Raw genomic sequence first — 21,590 nt, forward strand, 5'->3', positions numbered from 1 at the left:
TAGTTTGCCTACTTTAAAATGTATTTAGACAATATTTATTATTTGTCTAAATTTCTTTAAACTTAATAATTTGTACATATTATAAAAAGTATAATCATATATGTCCAAATACAAACTAAAGGTAAGGAAAGTATAAAATAAATCTACTTTTCTACATTAAATTATTAAAAACCTTATATAATCACATTTTCAAACTTTTATACTTTCCTCCACATAAAAAAAGTGTATAGCACTTTTTAAGTACTATACACTCAATTTAACTTTATTTGTTTTTAGAGATTGAATCTAAATATTTAACTGCACTAAGTGCTGCAATATTCCCTTCACCTGCTGACTTTATATATTGATATGGCTTACCTACGCAATCTCCCGCTGCAAAGCAGCCTGGTATATTAGTTCTCATAAGTCTATCAACAGCAATGTGATTATCTTCTATTTTTAAACCTGGTACTAATTGCCCTGGAGATATGGAATCTTTTAATATAAATACAGCATCAGTTTCTAACTCTGTATTATTTAAAATTAATCTATTAACCTTTAACTCTCCAGCAACTTCTTTAGGCTTATCTTCAATTATTTTTATATTGTTTTTTAATTTATAATTATTCTTATACATAGGAATATAATATAATTCGCCTGCTAATTCTGAAACATAGTTTGCTTCTTCTTCAGCCTCTTTGTTATGCCCTATTATTGTTACTACTTTTCCCTTATATAAAGGTGCATCGCAAGTTGCACAGTACCCTACACCTTTACCTAAGTACTTTTCTTCACCTTCAATAGGTCTTGTATATTCTATTCCCGTTGCTATAATAACTGATTTTGCTTCATAGGTTTTATCATTAGCCATTAAAGCAAAATACTCTCCCATTGCATAAATACTATTAATTCTTTCTTCTGTTATCTCAATATCCATAGCATTTAAATGTTCTTGAAAGATTTCTTTAATGCGTTCCCCAGTCATTCCATAAAAGCCTAAATAGTTATTAATTTTTGGGGCTTTAACTAGCTTATTAGTTAAATTACTATAACCAAAAATAATAAACTTTTTATTTCTTATTTTTGCATTTAAAGCTGCTGACAAACCAGCTGGACCACTGCCCACTATTGCAATATCATATCTTTCGCTCACTTTTCTACCTCTTTATAATTACAGATGCTTAATAACTGCAGCTTTTAAAGAGTCCTTTGGCATAAACCCAACCAAAGTGTCTACAGGAGCACCATTTTTAAATACCATTAAAGTTGGGATACTAGATATTTGATACTTATTTGCTAAATTAGGATTTTCATCCACATCCACTTTTACAAATTTAGCATTATTTACTTCATTAGCTACTTCTTCTAATACAGGAGCTATCATTTTACAAGGACCACACCAAGTTGCCCAAAAATCAACTAAAACAACTCCTTCATATTTTAATACCACTTCATTAAAATCTACTTCAGATATATGTTGAACCATATAAATTATCCTCCTATCATACCCATATGGGGTATTATTCCAATTAATTTTACACAATTTATCATTTTTAGTCAATAGGTTATAGGGGTGCTTTTACCCTTTTATTTTTCCCAAATTAATATATTTTATTATTTTTTTAAATGTGCAAATTGAGATTCGTAAAGTTCTTTATAAATACCACCTTTTTCAAGAAGTATTTCATGACTTCCCTTTTCTTCAATTCCCTGATCTGTCAACACTAAAATTTCATCTGCATTTTTAATTGTAGATAATCTATGTGCCACTACTATAGTAGTTCTTCCATTGCAAAGCTCTTCTAAAGATTTTTGTATCATATATTCTGTTGTATTATCTAATGCAGATGTAGCTTCATCTAATATTAAAATAGGTGGATTTTTTAAGAATACTCTTGCTATTGATATTCTTTGCTTTTGTCCTCCTGATAATTTAACGCCTCTTTCTCCTATATAAGTATCATATTCTTCTGGCAAATTCATAATAAATTCATGTATATTTGCTCTTTTAGCTGCTATTATAATTTCTTCATCAGTTGCATCATGTTTTCCATATAATATATTATCTTTTATTGTACCTGTGAATAAAAATACATCTTGTTGAACTATTCCTATATTTTTTCTTAAAGACTCTAAAGTAGTATCATAAATACTTAATCCATCTATAGAAATATTTCCTTCTGTTACATCATAAAATCTAGGAATTAAATTACAAAACGTTGTTTTTCCACCACCTGATGGCCCAACTAAAGCTAACATCTTGCCCTTTTCTATTTCTAAATCTATGCCTTCTAAAATATTCTTTTCATCATAACTAAAATGTACATTTTCAAATTTTATACTTCCCTTAACATCCTTAAGTTCTAAACTTCCATCCTTTTCAACATTCTCATTTACTACTGATACAAATCTTTTAAAACCAGTCATTCCATTTTGATATTGTTCCATAAAATTAACTAGCTTTTTAATTGGTTGAGTAAATAATTTTATATATAAAAGATATGCAAAGAAATCTCCTAAGTTTATAATATTAAAGTATGTAAATATACCACCTGCTATTAATACCACATAATCTAGTATGTCTATTCCAAAACCTACTCCTGCAAAATATTCTGCCATAACCTTATATGCTCTTGCTCTAGCATTTTTAAATCTGTTGTTTCCATTTTGGAACTTATCAATTTCATGGTCATGTGATACAAAAGCCTTTGTTATCCTTATTCCTGAAAGAGAGTTTTCTAAATTAGCATTTACTGATGATGTTTCTACCCTGGTCTCCATAAAAGCACTTAGCATTTTATTTTTTTGCTTCCATGTAAATAAAACTATAAATGGTATAAATGCAAATATTATAAGTGTTAATGGTATATTTATTGTACATAATACTGTAAATGATCCAATTAACATTACAAGAGAAATAAATAAATCCTCTGGACCATGATGAGCAAGCTCTGACACTTCCATAAGATCATTTATCATCTTACTCATTAAATCTCCTGTTTTGTTATTATCAAAATAAGTATTAGGTAATTTTTGAAGATGTAAAAACATATCCTTCCTCATATCACCTTGCATATGTACACCCATAACATGTCCATAATATTGCATAAAGTATCCACAAGCTGCTTTTATTATATATATAACTAATAAAGTAACACCAAAAATAACTAGCATTCTTATATTTCTATTTGGAATACTATCATTTACTAAAGTTCTTGTCATCATAGGATAAACAAGATCACATGCTGCTGCTATAAGTGCTGCAAACATATCTAAGAAAAATAACTTTTTATATGGTTTATAATAACTAATAAATCTTTTTACCATAAATACCTCCTTTTATTGCTATGTATTATTTATATAATAGCCTTATTGATAATAATTTTCAAGTAATCTTTAAATTTTTGAAATTATCTGTCTATTACTAAATGTATTATGCTTAAGAGATTTATCATTTATAGTTTTATTATTTATATTATCTATATATATCAACTATTAATCCTTGAATCTCATCTATTGATGCTGCCATGTTTAAGTTATCTACTTCTCCAGTTAAAAAAGATTTAGTTAAATCTTCAAGCTTTGCATCTATTGTATCTACTGTTATAAAATATTGAGTTTGCCAAAAGCTAATATCTTTTTTAGTATCATACATAAATCTTAAAATGGACTCTAGATATTCTTTTATCAACTTTTTATATGCTATGACATCCCCATATGTTTTAGTAATTACTAATCTATTACCTTTTTTATGTATTTCTTCAATCATTTGCTTTAATTGCTCTTCTGACTTTCTTTCCCTAGCTTGATTAAAACTTTGTGAAAAATCTTTTTTTTCTGCAACTACTCTTCTATCTTGTTTAATAGGACTTTTTCTATTTACTCTACTTATTTCCATATTCTTCACCCTTTCTCTATAGAATATTATATCATTAACAACTAGTTTTTTTCTCACTTTTTTTTCCATGTATTAATATTAATTAAAATAATTATGCTATACTTATATAAGGAATTTAATTTTACAAATTTTAGAAGGTTTGGAGGTATTTAAATGTGGTTTAATAAAAGTTCTGAAGAAATAGTAAAAGAATTATCATCTAATCTGATTAATGGTCTTTCTTCAGAAGAAGTAAAAACAAGATTAGAAAAAAATGGTCCAAACAAACTCCAAGGAAAAAAGAAAAAGTCTACTTTTCAACTTTTTCTGGCTCAAATTAATGATGTTATGATTTATATTTTATTCATTGCAGCAATAATTTCTACTATAGTAGGAGAAGTTAGTGATGCAATAATAATACTAATCGTAATATTCATTAATGCTATAATTGGAGTTATTCAGGAATCCAAAGCAGAAAAAGCCTTAGAAGCTCTTAAAAATATGTCTACCCCTAAGGCTTTAGTAAAAAGAAATGGTGAAGTTATAGAAATCCCATCAGAAGAGGTTGTTGTTGGAGATATAGCTATAATAGATGCAGGAAGATATATCCCTGCTGACTTAAGATTAATAGAGTCTGCAAATTTGAAAATTGAGGAATCTGCCTTTACAGGAGAATCTGTTCCTTCTGAAAAAAATTCTCAAGTTATAAAAGAAGAGAAAGATGTTCCAATTGGTGATCAGCATAATATGGCATTTATGTCTACTCTCGCTACTTATGGTAGAGGAACGGGCATAGTTGTAGCTACAGGTATGGATACTCAAATTGGTAAAATAGCTAAAATGTTAGATAACGAAGATGAAAATGTAACTCCTCTTCAAAAAAAATTAGCTCAACTTGGTAAAAATTTAGGATTTTTAGCTGTTGGTATCTCAATAATTATGTTTATAGTTTCTATGTTTCAAGGCAGAGATTTTATTGAAATGTTCATGACTTCTATTAGCTTAGCAGTTGCCGCTATTCCTGAGGGATTACCTGCAATAGTAGCTATCGTTCTTGCTCTTGGAGTTCAAAGAATGATAAAAGAAAATGCTATAATTAGAAAGCTTCCATCAGTCGAAACATTAGGTTCTGTAACTATTATTTGTTCTGATAAAACTGGTACTCTTACTATAAACAAAATGACTGTTAAAAAATATTACGTTAACTATGAAATTATAAACTTAGATGATATCGACATTAATAATAATGAAAGTAAACTTTTAGTTGATGGTATGGTTTTATGTAATGACTCCACTTCAAAAGATGGAGTTCAAACAGGTGATCCTACAGAAGTTGCGTTAATTGATGTTGGAAATAAAGTTAATATATTTAAAGATGAGCTAAACAATATCCACAAGAGAGTCAATGAAATTCCATTTGATTCTGATAGGAAACTTATGACCACTGTAAATACTTATGATAAAGGCTTTAATGTTTTCACCAAAGGAGCCATAGATAGCATTTTAAAAATATCAAATAAAATATTATTAAATGGAGAAATTAAAGAGTTTACAAAAGAAGAAAAAGATAAAATTCTTAAGGCTTCAAATTCAATGTCTGATGATGCATTAAGAGTTTTAGCTTTAGGATATAAAACTATAGAAAATGAACATGTTGCAATAGATGATCTAGAGAAGGACTTAATTTTTGTAGGTCTTATGGGAATGATAGACCCTCCAAGAGAAGAAGTTAAGGGATCTATTCAAGTTAGTAAAAATGCTGGAATTAGAACTATAATGATAACTGGTGATCATAAAAATACTGCTGTTGCTATTGCTAAGGAGCTTGGAATAGCTAATGATATTTCAGAAGCTATGTCAGGTAGTGAAATAGATACTTATTCAGATGAAGAATTCACTAAGATAGTTAATAACTATAAAGTTTTTGCACGTGTATCACCTGAGCATAAAGTTAAAATTGTAAAAGCATTTAAAGCTCATGGAAACATTGTTTCTATGACTGGAGATGGCGTTAACGATGCTCCATCATTAAAAAGTGCTGATATAGGAGTTGCAATGGGCATTACAGGAACCGATGTTGCAAAAGGTGCTGCTGATATGGTTTTAACAGATGATAACTTTACCACAATAGTAAAAGCTGTAGAAGAAGGAAGAAATATCTTTAATAATATAAAGAAGTCTATTTTATTCTTGCTAAGTTGTAACTTAGGTGAAGTAGTTGCTTTATTCTTTGCTATACTACTTAATTGGGAATCACCACTTTTACCAATACACATTCTTTGGGTTAATTTAATTACTGATAGTTTCCCTGCCCTTTCACTAGGAGTAGACCCTGGAGATAAGGGAGTTATGGATATTCCACCGAGAAACGAAAAAGAAAGCTTATTTTCAGGAAGAATGGGTAAATTGCTAATTATAAATGGAGTTTTAATAGGGGCAACAACGCTATTTGCTTTTGTATTAGGTGAATACCTATATCCTGATTCTTTAAGACATGCACAGACTATGGCGTTTGTTGTACTTAGTGTTTCTCAATTATTTTATTCCTTCTCTGTAAGAAATGAATCTAAGTCATTATTCCAAGTTGGAGTGTTTAAAAATAAATGGTTAGTAGCCTCCTTATTATTCGGTATCTTATTACAATTTACAATAATTACAGTGCCATTTACAGCTAATATCTTTAAAGTATACTCCTTAGACTTTAAAGATTGGGGAATTGTAATATTAATATCTTTAATTCCATTTGTGATAAATGAAGTAGTAAAAATCTTTTTTAGAATGAATGATAAAAAAATTCATAGATAATTATTAATAATGAATGCTTAACTATAAAATTAAAATAGGGTCATCTTCTTTAGATGTACCCTATTTTAATTTATCATGAAAAATTTCATACTAATTTTAAACTTAATTTCTATCTATAATTATTAATTATAATCTTAATTCTAAAAAATGTTTCCTTCACTTAAAATACCATCTTTCATTGAATATATTTTATCCGCGACCTTCTCTGCAAATGCCATATCGTGAGTTATTATAAGCATACTCATTCCATCTTTAGCAAGTCCTCTTATTAAATTAGCAACTTCTCCTGTTAATCCTGGGTCTAAAGCTGATGTAGGTTCATCAAAACACATTAACTTAGGATTTAGTGCTAAGGCCCTTCCTATTGCTACTCTTTGTTTTTGACCTCCTGATAATTCATAAGGATAATTATTTAATTTATCACTTAATCCTAAAAATTCTAAAATTTTTGAAGCATTTCTATTTGCCGTTCCTTCTGATTGTCCTAAAACTCTTTTAGGAGCTTCAATTAAGTTTTCTATAACACTCATATGTGGAAATAAATTAAAATTTTGAAATACTAGTCCTATTTCTCTTCTTGCTTCATTAAATTCTACCTTCTCTTTATAATTTCCATCTTTACATAAAAATTTATTATCAATTTCTATTGTACCCTCGTCACAAAACTCTAAGCCATTTATACATCTTAGTAATGTAGTTTTTCCCTCTCCTGAAGATCCAACTATAACTACTACTTCACCACTTTTAATTTCTAAATCTACACCTTTTAAAACTTCTGTTTTCCCAAAAGTTTTTTTCAAGCTCTGAATTTTAAGCATAAAAACACCTCCTATTATATATTCTTCTTACTGATAGTAATTAAATTTTCTTTCTATAGCTTCTAATGTTTTAGTTAAGAAACCATTAAATATTAGATAAACAATTCCTACAACTACAAAAGGCATTATGGAAGATAATCTATTAGATGCTATCTTAGCAACTTTTAAAAGCTCGTCCAACCCAACTACATATACTAATGCTGTATCTTTTACTAAAGTAACAACTTCATTTGCTACAGGAGGAAATATTCTTTTTAATGCTTGAGGCATTATTATTCTAAAAAAAGTATCTTTTTTACTTAATCCTAGTACTTCAGCACCTTCGAATTGCCCCTTATCTATAGAAAGTATTCCTGCTCTAAATATTTCACCAAAATAAGCACCATAATTTAAAACCATTGCCAAAATTGCTGCTGGGAATCTTGGAATACTTATATTTAATAAAGGTAATCCAAAGAATATAAATAAAATTTGTAGTAATAGAGGTGTTCCTCTTAATATTAATACATATGCTCCTGTTATTGATTTTAAAATCTTTATTCTAGAAATTCTACCTAGAGCTATTATTACTCCTAGTGGAATAGATAGTATAAGAGTCATTATAAATATTTCTATAGTAACTTTAAACCCTTCTAATACTTGTGGCATAAGAGCTATGACTTCATTTAATAAATTCAAAATAAGCACCTCTTTCTTAATTAATGTCTTTAATCTTAGGCTCTGTTAGACATCTTTGTTGATATGATGATTCCGTAATTACATATGAGCAAGTTTTTAGAATTTTATTTTAAATATTATTTAGCTATTATATCTTCTCCAAACCACTTTTTAGATATTTCCCCTGCTTTGCCTTCCTTAATTATTTCATCTAAAGCTTTATTAAATGCTTCTACTAACTCTTTATCATCTTTTCTCATACCAACTGCATAAGTTTCTTTTCCAAAATCATCATTTAATATTTTATATTTTTCAGCTCCTCTTTGATTTATATAGTATTTAATTAAAATTTCATCTGCTACAACAGCATCTAATCTACCTGCTTCTAAATCCATTAAGGCTTCATTATTAGTTTCAAATGTAACTACCTTGCTATCTTTAAAACTTTTAACTATATCTTTATCTGCCTCTATTGCATCAACAGCACTTGATTGATTTTGTGCACCTACTGTTGCACCCTTTAAATCTGCTTTTGAGTTAATCTTTGAATTAGCTAATGTTATAATAACCTGTCTGTTATTTAAATATACTTTTGAAAATTCAACATTTTCTTTTCTTTCTTCTGTTACACTATATCCATTCCATATAAAATCTATATTTCCGTTATTAAGTTCAGTTTCTTTCATGCTCCAATCTATAGGTTGGAATTTTATTGTTTTACCTAATTTTTCTCCAACTTCTTTTGCTAGTTCTATATCAAAACCTGTGTATTCTCCATTTTCATCTTTAAATCCCATTGGAACAAAAGTATCATCAAACCCCAAAATTAATTCATCTTTATCTATAGAATTTTTCATTTTTTTTCCTTCACATGAAATTAATCCAAATGCCATTAATACAACTAAAGAACTTGATAATATTTTTTTTAATAAACTCATTATTAAATCCCCCTTTAATATTTATATCCGAATCCGCTTCCTTATATTAATACTTTATCATAATAAAGTGTTAAAGTCAATGATAAAATACGATAATTATATAAATTATTTATCGTATTTTATCTTATAATAGTTTTTTTATAAATATGTCCTTTATGAAACTACTTATTCTTTTTTTCTTTATTTTTTATAAAGTACATAATTGTTGAAGCAGTAAAGAATATAATTATTAGGACTATAATTCCAAGTAAGCCCCTTCCAGCAGTATCTAATTTTTTTACTTTTTCATATACTGGCTTCTCTTCATCCTTCTTAAATTTAAATGTTCTTAAATCTCCGTACTCATCTATTATTGCTGAGTCTCCTATTAGCTTATCTATTTTACTAGAGTCACCTAAATAAGCTAAGGAATCTAATAACACATCTTTATTAGGAGATGTTACTACTAGCATTGCCTTTTGATTATTATAAGGTGATGAATCTAATTGAAAAGATGCTATTTTAGATTTAAATGGTTCTGTTAAATATAATTTCTCATTTCTAATAAAAAATTTATAATTATCTTCATATTTAAACCATAGTTTTTCATTTAAATCCTTAACTAGCTTATTTGAATCTGGAGTTCCATAAACTATTAAATTTTTATTTTTTTCTCTTCCATTTAAAGCAGAATATCTTGAAACTTCAAAAATTCCATTGTTATATCTTATGTCCTTACCTATTAAAGCAAAAACTCTACCTACAGCTATAAGTTCATTAGAGCTTAAGTTATCAGGAACTGAAAAAAGCAGTTCATTAAATTTACCATCTATTATAAAAGGTGAAGGATACTTATTAAAGAAATATCCTGTTAAATCTTTAGTTTCTAAATTAATATATGAGCTTCCATTTACTAATGCCCATGGCATTTCTTCTTGCCTTATTTCACAGTAAGATCCAATAGTTTCTAAATCAAAGGCTATCTTTACTTCTATATAATTGCTATTAATAACATCTGTAGGTATTTGAACTTCTAATTCATCTGAAGCTACATTTTCCTTTTCTAACTTTTTACTACCTATTGGTATATCATTTATATAAATGGTAACTAAAGAACGATTAAAATCTAGGTTTTCTGAATATCTAAAATTTAATTTTATTTTTGCTCCACTTGCAATAGCTTTATTTTTAGGTAAAAAATATGAAATTGTTCCTGTCCTTCTAAAAGGTCCTTTAAATTGTATATGAGTAAATCCTAAACTTTCAAAGGTTATCCTATTTTCTAGATCTTTTACTTGTGTTTCTTCTTTAATACTATCATCTATAATAAATGTATCACTACTTATTTGAGTAGTAATTTCTTTGTTCATTAAAAATTTTATAGCCTTTAAATAATAATCTTCTTTATCTGATATTATTAACATTAATTTTGAGTTTTCAGCATTTCCTTTGTAAGGAGAATCCCCTAATTTTATTAATGCTGAATTTGATAGGTCTATATTATTAATATTTTTAAATAGATTATTTATTTCAGTTGGAAGTGATCCCTTACTCCCAATAAAAATAATATTATTTTCATTATTTTGTTTTTTTAGATCTGAATACTTTAATAATTCTCCTTTGTAAAGATTACTTTTATCTTCTTTTCCTAAATAAGTTGAAATTAACAAAGCTTTTTCTAAATGATTATCACTATAATCATCTGGTATAACTATTTGAGTTATTTGCGAATCATTTTGGTTTGATTTTAAAAATGGATATGGGAAATTCATTATACTATTATCTACAAGTTTTTCCTTATAAGCTATATTTATTTGAGATTGCTTTTTTATTACTAACCAATTAGCATTATTAATATCATCAGTACATGGTTTATCTGTTATTCTAGAATATCCGTCAATTTTAAATTCATTAATTCCTTCCTTTAAGTTGTCTTTCGGAATATTAACTCTTAAACTTTGAATTTCTTCATTTGGATTATATACTATTTTGTAAGAATAAAATGGTACTCCATTTATATTAAAAGTTATATATGAATCCTTAGTTAAATCTACTAATTGATTTATGGATAAATTAATTTCTGCTTCTATCTTTTCTACGCTCCACCATTTTTCTATATTAAAATAAATGCTATGACTTGTAAAAACTCCTTTAAATATAAAATCATTATTGATAGTTTCTTTCTTTATATATGATTTTTTTCCTACATTATAGTTCTTAGGTGCTGCAAAAGTTATTAAATTAAAAATCGATACTAACAAAAAGGATAATATTAGTATATGTATTGCCTTTCTCAAACTAACCCTATAGCTTTTCATTTGTTTTCCTCCTTTAAAACCTCTCTGTTTTATACCACTTAGCTTCTCTTTTAAATATCACATCTTTTAAGTAATTATAAAACCCCAGGGCTGCTACTATTCCCCATAACTTACAATAAGTAAAATACATAAGCATTACTACAAAAGTATTTTTTATAGTTAATTGTCCTTTTTCTGTTGATATGGCAACCAATATAGATAAAACAAATACTGAATAAGCCATTATCCAAAGAATTGTATTATAACCTAGTATATTTATATGAACCAATCCAATAGCACCTAGTACAAATATTGCATCTGACACAATAGTTGCAGATAAAAAGAAAAAATAAATAAGAATATAATAAAATATATCAAATCTAGTGGCTCCTGCTGTTTTATCAAATAAATACTTAAAATTTTTAATTACCACATAAGTATTTCCCTTAGCCCATCTTGATCTTTGCTTAAACCAAACATTTAATGTTTGTGGTTCCTGTTCCCATGTTACTGCTAATGGCATAAATTTTATTTTATATCCCATCCTATATATTCTAAAGCTGAGCTCTGTATCCTCAGTTATTGCCTTTGTATCCCATCCATTTATTTCTTCTAATATACTTCTTCTTATTACAAAATTTGTTCCTGGTATAGTACATAACTTAAACAGTTTCCACCTACCTGCTTGTGCCATCCATTGAAATGTTAAGGTTTCTATATTAATAAAGCTTGTAAGTATATTTACATTTTTATTTCTACATCTAAATTTACCTATAACTGCTCCAAGATTATCACCCTTTATTAGTGTCTGAATCAAATATTTTAAAGCTTCTTTTTCTGGAGTGTTATCAGCATCATACACTGCTAATATTTCTCCTTTACTTTTTGAAAATCCAATATTTAATGCCGTTGACTTCCCTTTACCACCAGTATTTTTATCAGTATTAATAATTATGAAATTTCTATCACTATATTCTTTTTTTACTCTATCTAATATTTCTGCTGAATTATCACTTGAATTATCATTTATTATTATTACTTCATACCTATTCTTTGGATAATCAATCTCTAATAAAGATCTTGCAGTCTTTTCTATTACTTTTCCTTCATTATGCGCAGGAACTAGTACTGAAACAAATGGGTATTCATCTAAACTTTCATCTAGCCTTGTATTCATAATATCTAAATAATAAAAGTATCCTCCTATAACAAGAATCACATTAATTAAAATTATTAACCAAATAACTATAAGAGAATATAAAATTACATAATCAAATATCTTCATACCTATACTCCCTATTTTAAAAATTTCTTTCTATCCAAGTTCCTATTTCTAATTACTATAATTATAAATATAAAACTAGCTAATATAGTTAATAAAATAATCCACTTATTTGCATAGAATAAATTTATCCTATTATTTTCTATAGGTTTATTTTCTATCTTATTGCCCACCATATTTTCAAACTCTTCTATTGATATAAATTTTTGTGGAGTTACATTAGAATTATTTAAACTAATACTACCGTTATGTCTCTCTAAAATATCATCTCCTAAATGGATATATGTATTTACATATTTAAAATTATCAAAGTAAACTTCTTTATTATCTAACATTTGTACATTATTTTTAAATTCTCCTATATCCATATCTCCTTTTAAAGTAATTGCTTTATTATTAAAGTAACTATTCTTATAGTAAAAATCTTCTATAGGTATTTTTTCTATAATGTTATCTATATTCCTCAAGCTATCTACATCTATTTTTTTTATTTCTTTCTTAGTGTCTAAAAATATAGTATTGGAAGTGTTTAAATATTTGTATGCTTCATTATAATATAGCAAGTCCTCTGGTACATATATTGCACTTGGATATACTAAATAATCTAAGAAATTTTTATTAGCCTTTGTCATTTTGCCTAATATATCATCTATACCTGCATTGACACTATCCTTTTGATATATATATGGAAAATGTAATATTATTGCTCCACCCTTCGCTTGAGCATATCGTAAAACTTCTGCATATCTTCTCATTGCATTTGAATTTGTATTATTAAATACAGGCATAGCAGACATTATAAAAGGATAACCCTTATCATATAAATAATCTATTTTCTCTACTAATAGATTTAAATCATCAAATGGATAAACCTCATCTAGCATTACGTATATTTTTTCATTTTCTTTAGCGCATATATAATCCCTAGTGAAAAATATATTAAATATTACTAAAAATATAATTAATATTTTTATATTATTTCTCTTATAAATCATATTCTAATTCCTTCTCAGCATTTTTTAATAACTCTAAAGGTTCATCTACTTCTCCATCATATGTATAAAAACCAACTTGAATTTCTATATTTACATTTTTCTTAAACTTGCTATTTTTCATTTCTATATTAGATATATTCTTTTTTAATCTCTTTTCTATTACTTTTGCTCCTTTATTATCAGAAATTAATATGTAAACAAATGTATTATCATTTAAAATATATTTTCTGTCTTCAACTCTTAAAGACTTACTTAACACTTCTGAGGATTTTACTAATATTTTATTGAAATAATTTTTCCCGACTATAGTTTTTAATCTATCACTATATTTAAATTTTACAATCATAATTGTAATAGGTATTCCATATCTCTTACTCATACTTATGTAAATTGGCATTTCATTATCAAAAGCCTTAATATTTCTATCTCCGGTAAGTGGATCTATCATTACAAGTTCTTCATTAAGGATCTCTAATTTCTTTACTTCATTTTGAAGTAATAATATATTTTTTGAAACTAGTGAAACAATCAAGGAAGTAATTGGAATTAATATAAGCCAAATGTATACAGTATTATTTATTGTGTATCCAATTGATATATTTTTGTATAGACTATAAGTTCCATATATGAAATCTATTGCTAATGTTAATACTAATGCTATAGTTACATTAAAGTAGTAGCTTACTAAGGCAATTATCATAAGAATTGTTAACATAATATAATTTTCAAAATCATCTTTAAAATTTATAAATGTAATTATTATAGAAAGTACTAAAAAATATGATATTAGTGCATTTATATAAAGATCTACTTTTTTTCTTTGACTTTCTTCTTTCACCACTAAGACCTCTCCTTTTTACCTTTATCTTTTAAGAAACTACTTATTGTAAATAAAAACATCAAATCAAAACTTAAGTTATAAAGGAACACATGCTTTGCTAAATCTGCATCCCCTGCACCTATTATAGATATAAATATTTGGGATAATCCTACTAGAAATACATATATTAAACTTTCTTCAAGAATTAAAATACTTCTATCATTATTCATCATAGAATCTCTATATCTTTTATATGCAAAGATTAAATATACTAATATATATACAACTGACATTATTAATCCTTTTGGTAGTATATTTTCCTTGAAGCTACTCCAAAGCACAAAGAGATTTGATTGCTTTCCAAAGGGCTTACCTTCTATTTTTTCATAGTTTCCCATAACCTTAGGTCTTATAGAGTAAGAGTTTTCAAAAGCTAAATCTGTCATCTTAGTTAATTTTTTAGGATTTTTTATATAGTATGTAAGTATGGTAAATACTGAATACTTGCTATAAAACTCATTCTTAAGCTTTTCATCATCAGGATTTATCATTGGAATTTTTTCAAAGAATATTTCATTTTGCAAAAGAGAATATTGATTATATATGCCAAATTCCTCTAAAATTTCTTCTGGGTTTGGCTCATTTAATAATACTCCTCTAGTCATAGCATGATATCTGTTTATATAATCAAAATCTCCTTGTATAGATTTATAAAAATATATAGAGCTTATTAAAAATACTGCCATTATTAATATTGAGACTGTTCTAATCTTTATATCTTTCTTAAAAAAATAAATTCTTACTAGCATTATTATTCCTAATAGCCCTATAGGAGCCAATTGTTGCTTTGATCCGAAAAACAAAAATGTAGATAGTCCAAATAATACTAGATTCACTACATTAAACTTATTAAATTTACACATATATAAAAGTAAGCTTGCACTATATAAAAAACAGCATATATTAACAGCCTCTCCATAAAAAGAGTTATAATAAGCTATATAAGCAGTATCTGAAAATATAATAGTAATTAAACCTACAATTATAAATTTATATATGTTATTTCCTACTTCTTCTACCAATACCTTAGTCATTAAATATATAGCTGTTGCTTGTATTATTACGTATATTAGCGCAAGTATTCTTATATCGAAAATATAATCTTTTGTTACTAATTTATCTATAAATAGTGCTAATTTAATAAATTGAGATTGTGTAGATATAAGAGTTATTTCTGCTTCATTATTATACTTATATATTCCATAATTTTTATTAAAATATCCAAAGAATATATCTTCATTATCCTTTGATAAATGATATAAATCATTTTGACTTATAATTCTGTAATAATCCCCGTTATCTGCCATACCTATTACAGGAGATAGGAATAAGGTGACTAAACTTATTAATAGAAATAGACCTACTGCTAGGATAGAGTAATTTATTCTATTTAGTATGTTTTTCATAAATATCATCCTTAATTTAATACTTTTATATTGTGCTTTCTTCAATAGTTATTATGTAATATCTCAACTAAAAAACCTTTTGTATCTATTTTTCTCTGAACCTTTAATTATATACAAAAAAAATGAGACTTACTTAAGCCTCATTTTAATTTCTTTCTTTATTTAACTATTTATTTTAGTTTAGTATTTATTTTAATCTAGTTCCCTCTTCTTCTTGAACTATTTTGCCACTTTTCATAAGTCCACCTAAAGCCATTTTAAAATAGTTTTTACTTGTATTAAATGTAGCTTTAATATCTTCTGGCTTTGACTTATCATTAAAAGGCATAAATCCACCATTCTTAGTCATATATTTAAGAATATCCTCTTGTATTTGATCTCTTTCACTTAACCTTGTTTTTCTTGGAGTTAATCCTATAACCCCATCCTCATATATTCTTTTAACTCTTAATTTCATTTCTGTTCCAGGATAAACATCTGTATAATATTCATTTGGAAGTATTAACCCTTTATATTTAGAGTCTATTGCTAAATAAATAGTTCCTGCTGGTGTCTTTGAATAAACCTGTGCTACAACTTCATCACCAACTTTAAACTCTTTTTCTTCTTCCATTGCATTTTGTAAGTATGCCTCTACATCTGTAGTTGCTGCTAATCTTCCTGTTTTATCTAAGTAAACATAAAATAAATACTTACTTCCTACTTGTAATTTAAATCTTTGCTCTTTTATAGGAACAAAAATATCTCTATCTAATCCAAAATCAACGAAAGCACCAAATTCTGTTTGAAATACTACCTTTAAATAGGCAACATCTCCAACTGTTACTAAAGGCTTTTTAAATGTTGCTATTGGTCTATCTTTTGAATCTCTATATACAAATACTTCTACCTTATCTCCTATTTGTATATTTTTATTTTCTGTAGCTGACTTAGGTAAAAGAACATCAATCTTATCTTCATCACCTAAGTAAAATCCGAATTCCTTTTCTCTCTTAACTTCTAAAACATTATATTGTCCTATATTAATCATTTTTCCTCCTAAATTTATAAGTATTTTTTGCTTAACTCTACATAGTTATTTGCTGACTTTTTTATACTTTCAATCTCTTCATCTGTTAATTTTCTTATAACCTTTGCAGGGCTTCCAAGAATAAGAACTCCTTCTTCAAACTCTTTACCTTGAGGTATCAAGGAACCTGCTCCTATTATAGTGTTTCTACTTATTTTTGCTCCATTTAATATTATTGATCCCATTCCAACTAAAACATTTTCTGAAATTGTACAACCATGAATTATAGCTCCATGACCTATGGTTACATTTTCTCCTATATTTGTTTCATAGTGAAAATCAACATGAACGACAGAATTCTCTTGTATATTAGTATTTTCTCCTACATATATTCTATTCATGTCTCCTCTTAATCTAGTTCCGAACCATATATTTGCATTTTTCTCAATGACAACTTCTCCTATTATATCAACACTCTCTGATATATAGCAAGTTTTATCTATTAAAGGTTTTCTATCATTAAAATCTTTTATCATTTTAAATTTTCTCCTCTCAGACCTAGCAAATTTACTTTATAAAGTTATTTTATCATTAGAGAATATTATTGTCATTATTTATAACTATTCAATACTATATATAGAATAAGTAATAATTTTTGAGGAGCTTATTTTGGGGAAAAAAAAACATACGAGTTTAAAAGCTTTTGATCAAGATAATTTAAAGTTTTATTATGGAATTCCACATTGTCATACTAGCTTTTCTACTGGAAGAGGCTCTCCTAGTGAAGCCTATGAGTATGGGTACAAGGCTGGATTAAATTTTATGTTTATAACAGATCATAATTCCTTCTTATCAGATGAAATATCTATTAAAGATGATAAATATTCTAAATTTCAAGGAACTAAAGTTTATGCTTCTAAGACTAAAAAGAAATATGATGAATTTTTACCTTTAGTTGGATTTGAATGTAAAACTTATCTTTATGGTGATTTAAATATAGTAAATTCTTCTACCTTTTTTACAGGAGTAGTTAAAGATTTAAATTTACTTACATTATGGATGTTAAACAATCCTGATGCTTTTATTGCTATTAATCATCCTCATAAAAATATTAAAGCTTTACCTTATAGTCCTATACTAAATAAATTAATAACTTCTATTGAAGTTGGTAATGGAAATCCTGCTAGTAAATATACAAGACATGAAAAATATTACTTTAGCCTTTTAGATGATGGCTGGAAATTAGGTGCTATAAATGGTCAAGATAATCATAAAATAAATTTTGGTGACTCTGAAAATTTAACTGTCTATATAGGTAATGAATTATCTTCATCAGAAATTATAGGTGCCTTTAGAGAAAGGAGAACTTACTCTACTGAGTCTAGGTATTTAAAACTTTATTTTACTATTAATGATTATTTTATGGGAGAAGAAATATCTATATCTTCTAATAAACTTAGATTTATGATTTTTACAGAGGATATCAAGTATAAGATAAAAGAAATTCAAATAATAACTAATAAAGGATATGTTATTAGAACTATAGAAAACATTAATTTAAGTAGTATTAAATATATGTATGAACATAAAAGAGAAAATAATGAGACATGGTATATAATTAAAATTATTGAAGAAAATGATAAAATCGGTTTTAGCTCACCAATATTCATAAATGATAGTACAGCAAATATGTCTCCATAAAAAAAGTGGACATATATAAGTTTACTTATTCCGTCGCCCCACTCCAAATCAACGCAAACTTAAAGTAAGAAAAGTATAAAATAAATATGGCATACAATATTATGTCTCCCATAAATTGTATGCCATATTTAACTTCAAATCTTCAAAATTATTTATCTTGATTTTGCATATGCTTTACTCTATTTGGTTTAGCCTTAGGTCTAATTTCTATTTTCTTTTCTTTTTTCTTTGGTCCACCTGTAGTTTGAATATCCATAAACCATAAAAAGAACCAAACTATTACTAAAGTAAGTAAAATATTTAACCACATATTAATATTGGTTGTCTTAATAAAAAACTGTAATGCAAATAAAACTAATGATATCGCTAAAGGAATCCATTTATTTATTCTCACTTTAGAAAATACATACTTCCTTCCTAAGGTAAATAGCACTATCATTAATCCAATAAGTACTGCAAAATATACTATGCTCAAAAATATGCCCACGGTATTACTCCTCCTTTAAAAGCTTATATTACTATATTAAAATAAATGTTATCTATTTTCAAGAGATATACGATTTAAATGTTTGCAATAAATTACACTAATCACTCTTAATAGTATATACTTTCTATATTCTGTTATTTATTATTGCTAAAATACTAATTTTTTTTATTTTATTTATTAAATTTATTATAAATCCCTTCTATTTTAATTAATTATTTGATAGAATATAAAAAGAAATTATAAAATGTTAATAAGAGGTGATTTTATGAGTTTAAATCCAGCCTATCAATTAGACGAATTAGATCTACAAATATTAGATTTACTAATAAAAGATTGCCGAACTCCTTACTTAGAAATAGCAAGAATTTGTCATGTAAGTGGCGGCACAATACATGTAAGAATGAAGAAAATGGAAGAGCTAGGAATAATAAAAGGAACTAGAATACTTTTAAATTTGCCTAAGTTAGGTTATGATGTATGTTGTTTTGTTGGAATATATGTAGACAAAACATCATCTTTTGATTCTGTTTTTGATGAGTTGTCTAGAATAAAGGAAGTTGTTGAACTACATCTAACAACAGGAAACTATTCAATTTTTGCTAAAGTAGTTTGTAGAAATATTTCTGATCTTCAAAACATATTGCTTAATAAAATAAATTCAATTGGTGGTATTCAAAGAACAGATACTATTATATCTCTAGAGCAACCTATTGATAGAAACATAACTATTTAAAATAAAATACATAAAAACATTTCTTTAGGTAAGACTATATATTGTAAACCTATTTCAAAAGGAGTGTTTTTTATGAAAGTTTTAGATTCAATAGCACTTATATTAGTTATAATTGGTGCTGTGAACTGGGGATTAATTGGATTTTTCCAATTTAATTTAGTTGACACACTATTTGGAACAATGACTGTTTTTAGCAGAATCATTTATTCTTTAGTAGGTATATCAGGAGTGTACTCTTTATCTTTCTTTGCTAAAGATAGATTTATGAGTTCTAATTAATTACTATAATATAGTGTATTTAGTTTAAATTAGAAGAGTGTGGAAAATTCCACACTCTTTTAATTTCTATAAATTATTAATATCTTCAAACATGTATTCTGAATCATTAATATACTTAACTAATTGTTTTAAAATAGAATCTTCATTATAATTATATATAACACGTCCATTTTTATCTAAATATATATCTATATCTTTTAATTCTATAGTTAAATGATAAAAGAAGCTTAATTCTTCATTATCTTTTTTGTTTTTTATTCTATCAATCATAGTGCTTGCTTTATCATCATCTACATAACTTAAAGGAGTTGGGATATACTTTGTAACTCCATTTGTTTTACTAGTAATTATTTTTTTGTTGTACACTTTTATAGAAGGCTCATAAATTATTTTAAAATACTCTTCAAATATTTTTTGTTGCTCAACATTAGTTCTATAGTGAGGTGTTTCCCAATAACTAATAGGAATATTAAGTTTATTTGCAATTTCCAGTGCGCTTTCTACTCGTGATCTTATTTCACTTTCTTTATTATAACCTTTATCTCCAAACTCGGATCCTGAAACACTATTACTATCTCCATATTGATGAGTATATCCATGTAAACCTATATTTCCTCCTCTATTTAATAAATAATCAAGAGTAAATACAAAATTTGAATTTATCATAGATTCATCTTGGGAAACGTCATTATATATATGATTTGTATTATTTACATACTTAGGAATCCATGCTACGCTAAAACTTGCATCTTCTTCATCCATATAATCTGCTACGGCTCTTACTTTTTCTAGAGCTGATTTAGTTATGTATAAATCTCCAGCAGTAAAATCTTCGAATCTAATAAATGCTTTTTTATTCTTTTTGTTCTTTTTATGTTTATTATCTTTATTATCTTTATTTTTAAAATTCTTTATTTCTTTTTTAGATATGTATATTGATTTATTGTTATAGTCCCAATAAGTATTAAGGTTTAACATCTCACATAAGTCAAAGAAAGATACATAATATTCGTTATTTTCTTTAAATAACGCTCCTCTTAATTTTGTAGTTACCTCATTTTCCGTATAAGTTTTTTCCTTTACATCTATATCTACTAAATTAGAAATTCTAATATTATCTGAATCTACTTCTTCACTTTGTCCAAAATAACGTAAAAACTCTGATAAAGGCATATAAGATCTATTATCTTTATATAATACCTTTTTATTAAATTCTATTTTATTATTTTCAGAGTAAAAAGATAAATCATATGGCAAATCTTTAACCCGCTCTTTATCGTTTTCATTTTCACTTTGTAAATTTAAGTTTTCTACAAATTTAGCTCCTATAGTCTCTGAATATTTAGCACTTAATTGATGTTTTTTAAATAGATTTAACCCTAAAATAAATATAATTACAATTAAAAAAATTAAATATACTTTTTTCATATATATCCTTTCCTCATAAAAACAATTTTACAAATCAATT

20 protein-coding genes are annotated in these 21,590 nt (G+C 26.5%); 4 read left to right on the forward strand and 16 right to left on the reverse strand.

What is annotated here, in order from left to right:
* Positions 1-262: 262 nt before the first annotated feature.
* The 4 genes from ACH36K_RS15755 to ACH36K_RS15770 form a co-directional block, all read right to left on the reverse strand.
* A complete protein-coding gene (locus ACH36K_RS15755; protein WP_411168554.1) occupies positions 263-1,132 on the reverse strand; it encodes an NAD(P)/FAD-dependent oxidoreductase in 870 nt (289 codons plus the stop codon).
* 18 nt (positions 1,133-1,150) lie between these two features.
* A complete protein-coding gene (gene trxA / locus ACH36K_RS15760; protein WP_322545443.1) occupies positions 1,151-1,465 on the reverse strand; it encodes a thioredoxin in 315 nt (104 codons plus the stop codon).
* Positions 1,466-1,593: 128 nt separating this feature from the next.
* Positions 1,594-3,306, reverse strand: a complete 1,713-nt coding sequence (locus ACH36K_RS15765) for an ABC transporter ATP-binding protein (RefSeq protein WP_411168555.1) — start codon at positions 3,304-3,306, stop codon at positions 1,594-1,596.
* A 148-nt stretch (positions 3,307-3,454) separates the two neighbouring features.
* A complete protein-coding gene (locus ACH36K_RS15770) occupies positions 3,455-3,877 on the reverse strand; it encodes a YaaR family protein (protein WP_411170715.1) in 423 nt (140 codons plus the stop codon).
* A 153-nt stretch (positions 3,878-4,030) separates the two neighbouring features.
* On the opposite strand from ACH36K_RS15770, the gene ACH36K_RS15775 reads away from it, so the two are divergent.
* On the forward strand, positions 4,031-6,661 hold the full coding sequence (locus tag ACH36K_RS15775; RefSeq protein WP_411168556.1) for a calcium-translocating P-type ATPase, PMCA-type: 2,631 nt from the start codon (positions 4,031-4,033) through the stop codon (positions 6,659-6,661).
* Between the two features lie 140 nt (positions 6,662-6,801).
* Here ACH36K_RS15775 and ACH36K_RS15780 read toward each other — a convergent pair whose 3' ends face one another.
* From ACH36K_RS15780 to ACH36K_RS15825, 10 genes are all read right to left on the reverse strand, one after another.
* A complete protein-coding gene (locus tag ACH36K_RS15780) occupies positions 6,802-7,479 on the reverse strand; it encodes an amino acid ABC transporter ATP-binding protein (protein WP_411168557.1) in 678 nt (225 codons plus the stop codon).
* A 27-nt stretch (positions 7,480-7,506) separates the two neighbouring features.
* Positions 7,507-8,127, reverse strand: a complete 621-nt coding sequence (locus tag ACH36K_RS15785; RefSeq protein WP_411170716.1) for an amino acid ABC transporter permease — start codon at positions 8,125-8,127, stop codon at positions 7,507-7,509.
* A 146-nt stretch (positions 8,128-8,273) separates the two neighbouring features.
* Positions 8,274-9,029, reverse strand: coding sequence for an amino acid ABC transporter substrate-binding protein (locus ACH36K_RS15790; RefSeq protein WP_411170717.1), 756 nt, complete (start codon positions 9,027-9,029; stop codon positions 8,274-8,276).
* Between the two features lie 206 nt (positions 9,030-9,235).
* Positions 9,236-11,371, reverse strand: coding sequence for a cellulose biosynthesis cyclic di-GMP-binding regulatory protein BcsB (locus tag ACH36K_RS15795; RefSeq protein ID WP_411168558.1), 2,136 nt, complete (start codon positions 11,369-11,371; stop codon positions 9,236-9,238).
* 13 nt (positions 11,372-11,384) lie between these two features.
* Complete coding sequence (locus ACH36K_RS15800) at positions 11,385-12,635, reverse strand: glycosyltransferase (protein ID WP_411168559.1); 1,251 nt, start codon at positions 12,633-12,635, stop codon at positions 11,385-11,387.
* Positions 12,636-12,646: 11 nt separating this feature from the next.
* Complete coding sequence (locus ACH36K_RS15805) at positions 12,647-13,627, reverse strand: DUF2334 domain-containing protein (RefSeq protein WP_411168560.1); 981 nt, start codon at positions 13,625-13,627, stop codon at positions 12,647-12,649.
* Entirely contained in the window at positions 13,617-14,468 is an 852-nt protein-coding gene (locus ACH36K_RS15810; RefSeq protein ID WP_411168561.1) for a GGDEF domain-containing protein, read from the reverse strand. Before ACH36K_RS15810 ends, ACH36K_RS15805 begins: the two co-directional genes overlap by 11 nt.
* Positions 14,468-15,913 carry a hypothetical protein gene (locus ACH36K_RS15815; protein WP_411168562.1) on the reverse strand — a complete coding sequence of 482 codons (1,446 nt, stop codon included), beginning with the start codon at positions 15,911-15,913 and terminating at the stop codon, positions 14,468-14,470. The genes ACH36K_RS15810 and ACH36K_RS15815 overlap by 1 nt, the downstream gene beginning before the upstream one ends.
* A gap of 187 nt (positions 15,914-16,100) precedes the next feature.
* Positions 16,101-16,943: a S1 RNA-binding domain-containing protein gene (locus ACH36K_RS15820; RefSeq protein ID WP_411168563.1), complete on the reverse strand. Its 843-nt coding sequence runs from the start codon at positions 16,941-16,943 to the stop codon at positions 16,101-16,103.
* A 14-nt stretch (positions 16,944-16,957) separates the two neighbouring features.
* Positions 16,958-17,458 carry a gamma carbonic anhydrase family protein gene (locus ACH36K_RS15825; RefSeq protein ID WP_411168564.1) on the reverse strand — a complete coding sequence of 167 codons (501 nt, stop codon included), beginning with the start codon at positions 17,456-17,458 and terminating at the stop codon, positions 16,958-16,960.
* A gap of 133 nt (positions 17,459-17,591) precedes the next feature.
* Here ACH36K_RS15825 and ACH36K_RS15830 point away from each other — a divergent pair, with 133 nt between their 5' ends.
* A complete protein-coding gene (locus tag ACH36K_RS15830; RefSeq protein WP_411168565.1) occupies positions 17,592-18,623 on the forward strand; it encodes a histidinol phosphatase in 1,032 nt (343 codons plus the stop codon).
* Positions 18,624-18,771: 148 nt separating this feature from the next.
* Here ACH36K_RS15830 and ACH36K_RS15835 read toward each other — a convergent pair whose 3' ends face one another.
* Positions 18,772-19,110, reverse strand: a complete 339-nt coding sequence (locus ACH36K_RS15835) for a hypothetical protein (protein WP_322545927.1) — start codon at positions 19,108-19,110, stop codon at positions 18,772-18,774.
* A 265-nt stretch (positions 19,111-19,375) separates the two neighbouring features.
* Here ACH36K_RS15835 and ACH36K_RS15840 point away from each other — a divergent pair, with 265 nt between their 5' ends.
* Positions 19,376-19,843, forward strand: a complete 468-nt coding sequence (locus ACH36K_RS15840; protein ID WP_411168566.1) for an Lrp/AsnC ligand binding domain-containing protein — start codon at positions 19,376-19,378, stop codon at positions 19,841-19,843.
* A gap of 72 nt (positions 19,844-19,915) precedes the next feature.
* Positions 19,916-20,122, forward strand: coding sequence for a DUF378 domain-containing protein (locus tag ACH36K_RS15845; RefSeq protein ID WP_411168567.1), 207 nt, complete (start codon positions 19,916-19,918; stop codon positions 20,120-20,122).
* A gap of 66 nt (positions 20,123-20,188) precedes the next feature.
* Here the strand turns inward: ACH36K_RS15845 and ACH36K_RS15850 are convergent, their stop codons facing one another.
* Positions 20,189-21,550 carry a DUF2334 domain-containing protein gene (locus ACH36K_RS15850; RefSeq protein WP_411168568.1) on the reverse strand — a complete coding sequence of 454 codons (1,362 nt, stop codon included), beginning with the start codon at positions 21,548-21,550 and terminating at the stop codon, positions 20,189-20,191.
* Positions 21,551-21,590 lie beyond the last annotated feature (40 nt).

It is taken from the genome of Clostridium sp. MB05, from assembly GCF_046581255.1.
In the GTDB taxonomy this organism is placed as follows: Bacteria; Bacillota; Clostridia; order Clostridiales; family Clostridiaceae; genus Clostridium.

What these genes read in the sequence shown, in the direction of transcription:
- trxA (WP_322545443.1), bottom strand. Translation starts at nt 1,465, where the DNA reads ATGGTTCAACATATATCTGAAGTAGATTTTAATGAAGTGGTATTAAAA.
- ACH36K_RS15765 (WP_411168555.1), bottom strand. Translation starts at nt 3,306, where the DNA reads ATGGTAAAAAGATTTATTAGTTATTATAAACCATATAAAAAGTTATTT.
- ACH36K_RS15770 (WP_411170715.1), bottom strand. Translation starts at nt 3,877, where the DNA reads ATGGAAATAAGTAGAGTAAATAGAAAAAGTCCTATTAAACAAGATAGA.
- ACH36K_RS15775 (WP_411168556.1), top strand. Translation starts at nt 4,031, where the DNA reads ATGTGGTTTAATAAAAGTTCTGAAGAAATAGTAAAAGAATTATCATCT.
- ACH36K_RS15780 (WP_411168557.1), bottom strand. Translation starts at nt 7,479, where the DNA reads ATGCTTAAAATTCAGAGCTTGAAAAAAACTTTTGGGAAAACAGAAGTT.
- ACH36K_RS15785 (WP_411170716.1), bottom strand. Translation starts at nt 8,127, where the DNA reads ATGCCACAAGTATTAGAAGGGTTTAAAGTTACTATAGAAATATTTATA.
- ACH36K_RS15790 (WP_411170717.1), bottom strand. Translation starts at nt 9,029, where the DNA reads ATGGCATTTGGATTAATTTCATGTGAAGGAAAAAAAATGAAAAATTCT.
- ACH36K_RS15795 (WP_411168558.1), bottom strand. Translation starts at nt 11,371, where the DNA reads ATGAAAAGCTATAGGGTTAGTTTGAGAAAGGCAATACATATACTAATA.
- ACH36K_RS15800 (WP_411168559.1), bottom strand. Translation starts at nt 12,635, where the DNA reads ATGAAGATATTTGATTATGTAATTTTATATTCTCTTATAGTTATTTGG.
- ACH36K_RS15805 (WP_411168560.1), bottom strand. Translation starts at nt 13,627, where the DNA reads ATGATTTATAAGAGAAATAATATAAAAATATTAATTATATTTTTAGTA.
- ACH36K_RS15815 (WP_411168562.1), bottom strand. Translation starts at nt 15,913, where the DNA reads ATGAAAAACATACTAAATAGAATAAATTACTCTATCCTAGCAGTAGGT.
- ACH36K_RS15820 (WP_411168563.1), bottom strand. Translation starts at nt 16,943, where the DNA reads ATGATTAATATAGGACAATATAATGTTTTAGAAGTTAAGAGAGAAAAG.
- ACH36K_RS15825 (WP_411168564.1), bottom strand. Translation starts at nt 17,458, where the DNA reads ATGATAAAAGATTTTAATGATAGAAAACCTTTAATAGATAAAACTTGC.
- ACH36K_RS15840 (WP_411168566.1), top strand. Translation starts at nt 19,376, where the DNA reads ATGAGTTTAAATCCAGCCTATCAATTAGACGAATTAGATCTACAAATA.
- ACH36K_RS15845 (WP_411168567.1), top strand. Translation starts at nt 19,916, where the DNA reads ATGAAAGTTTTAGATTCAATAGCACTTATATTAGTTATAATTGGTGCT.
- ACH36K_RS15850 (WP_411168568.1), bottom strand. Translation starts at nt 21,550, where the DNA reads ATGAAAAAAGTATATTTAATTTTTTTAATTGTAATTATATTTATTTTA.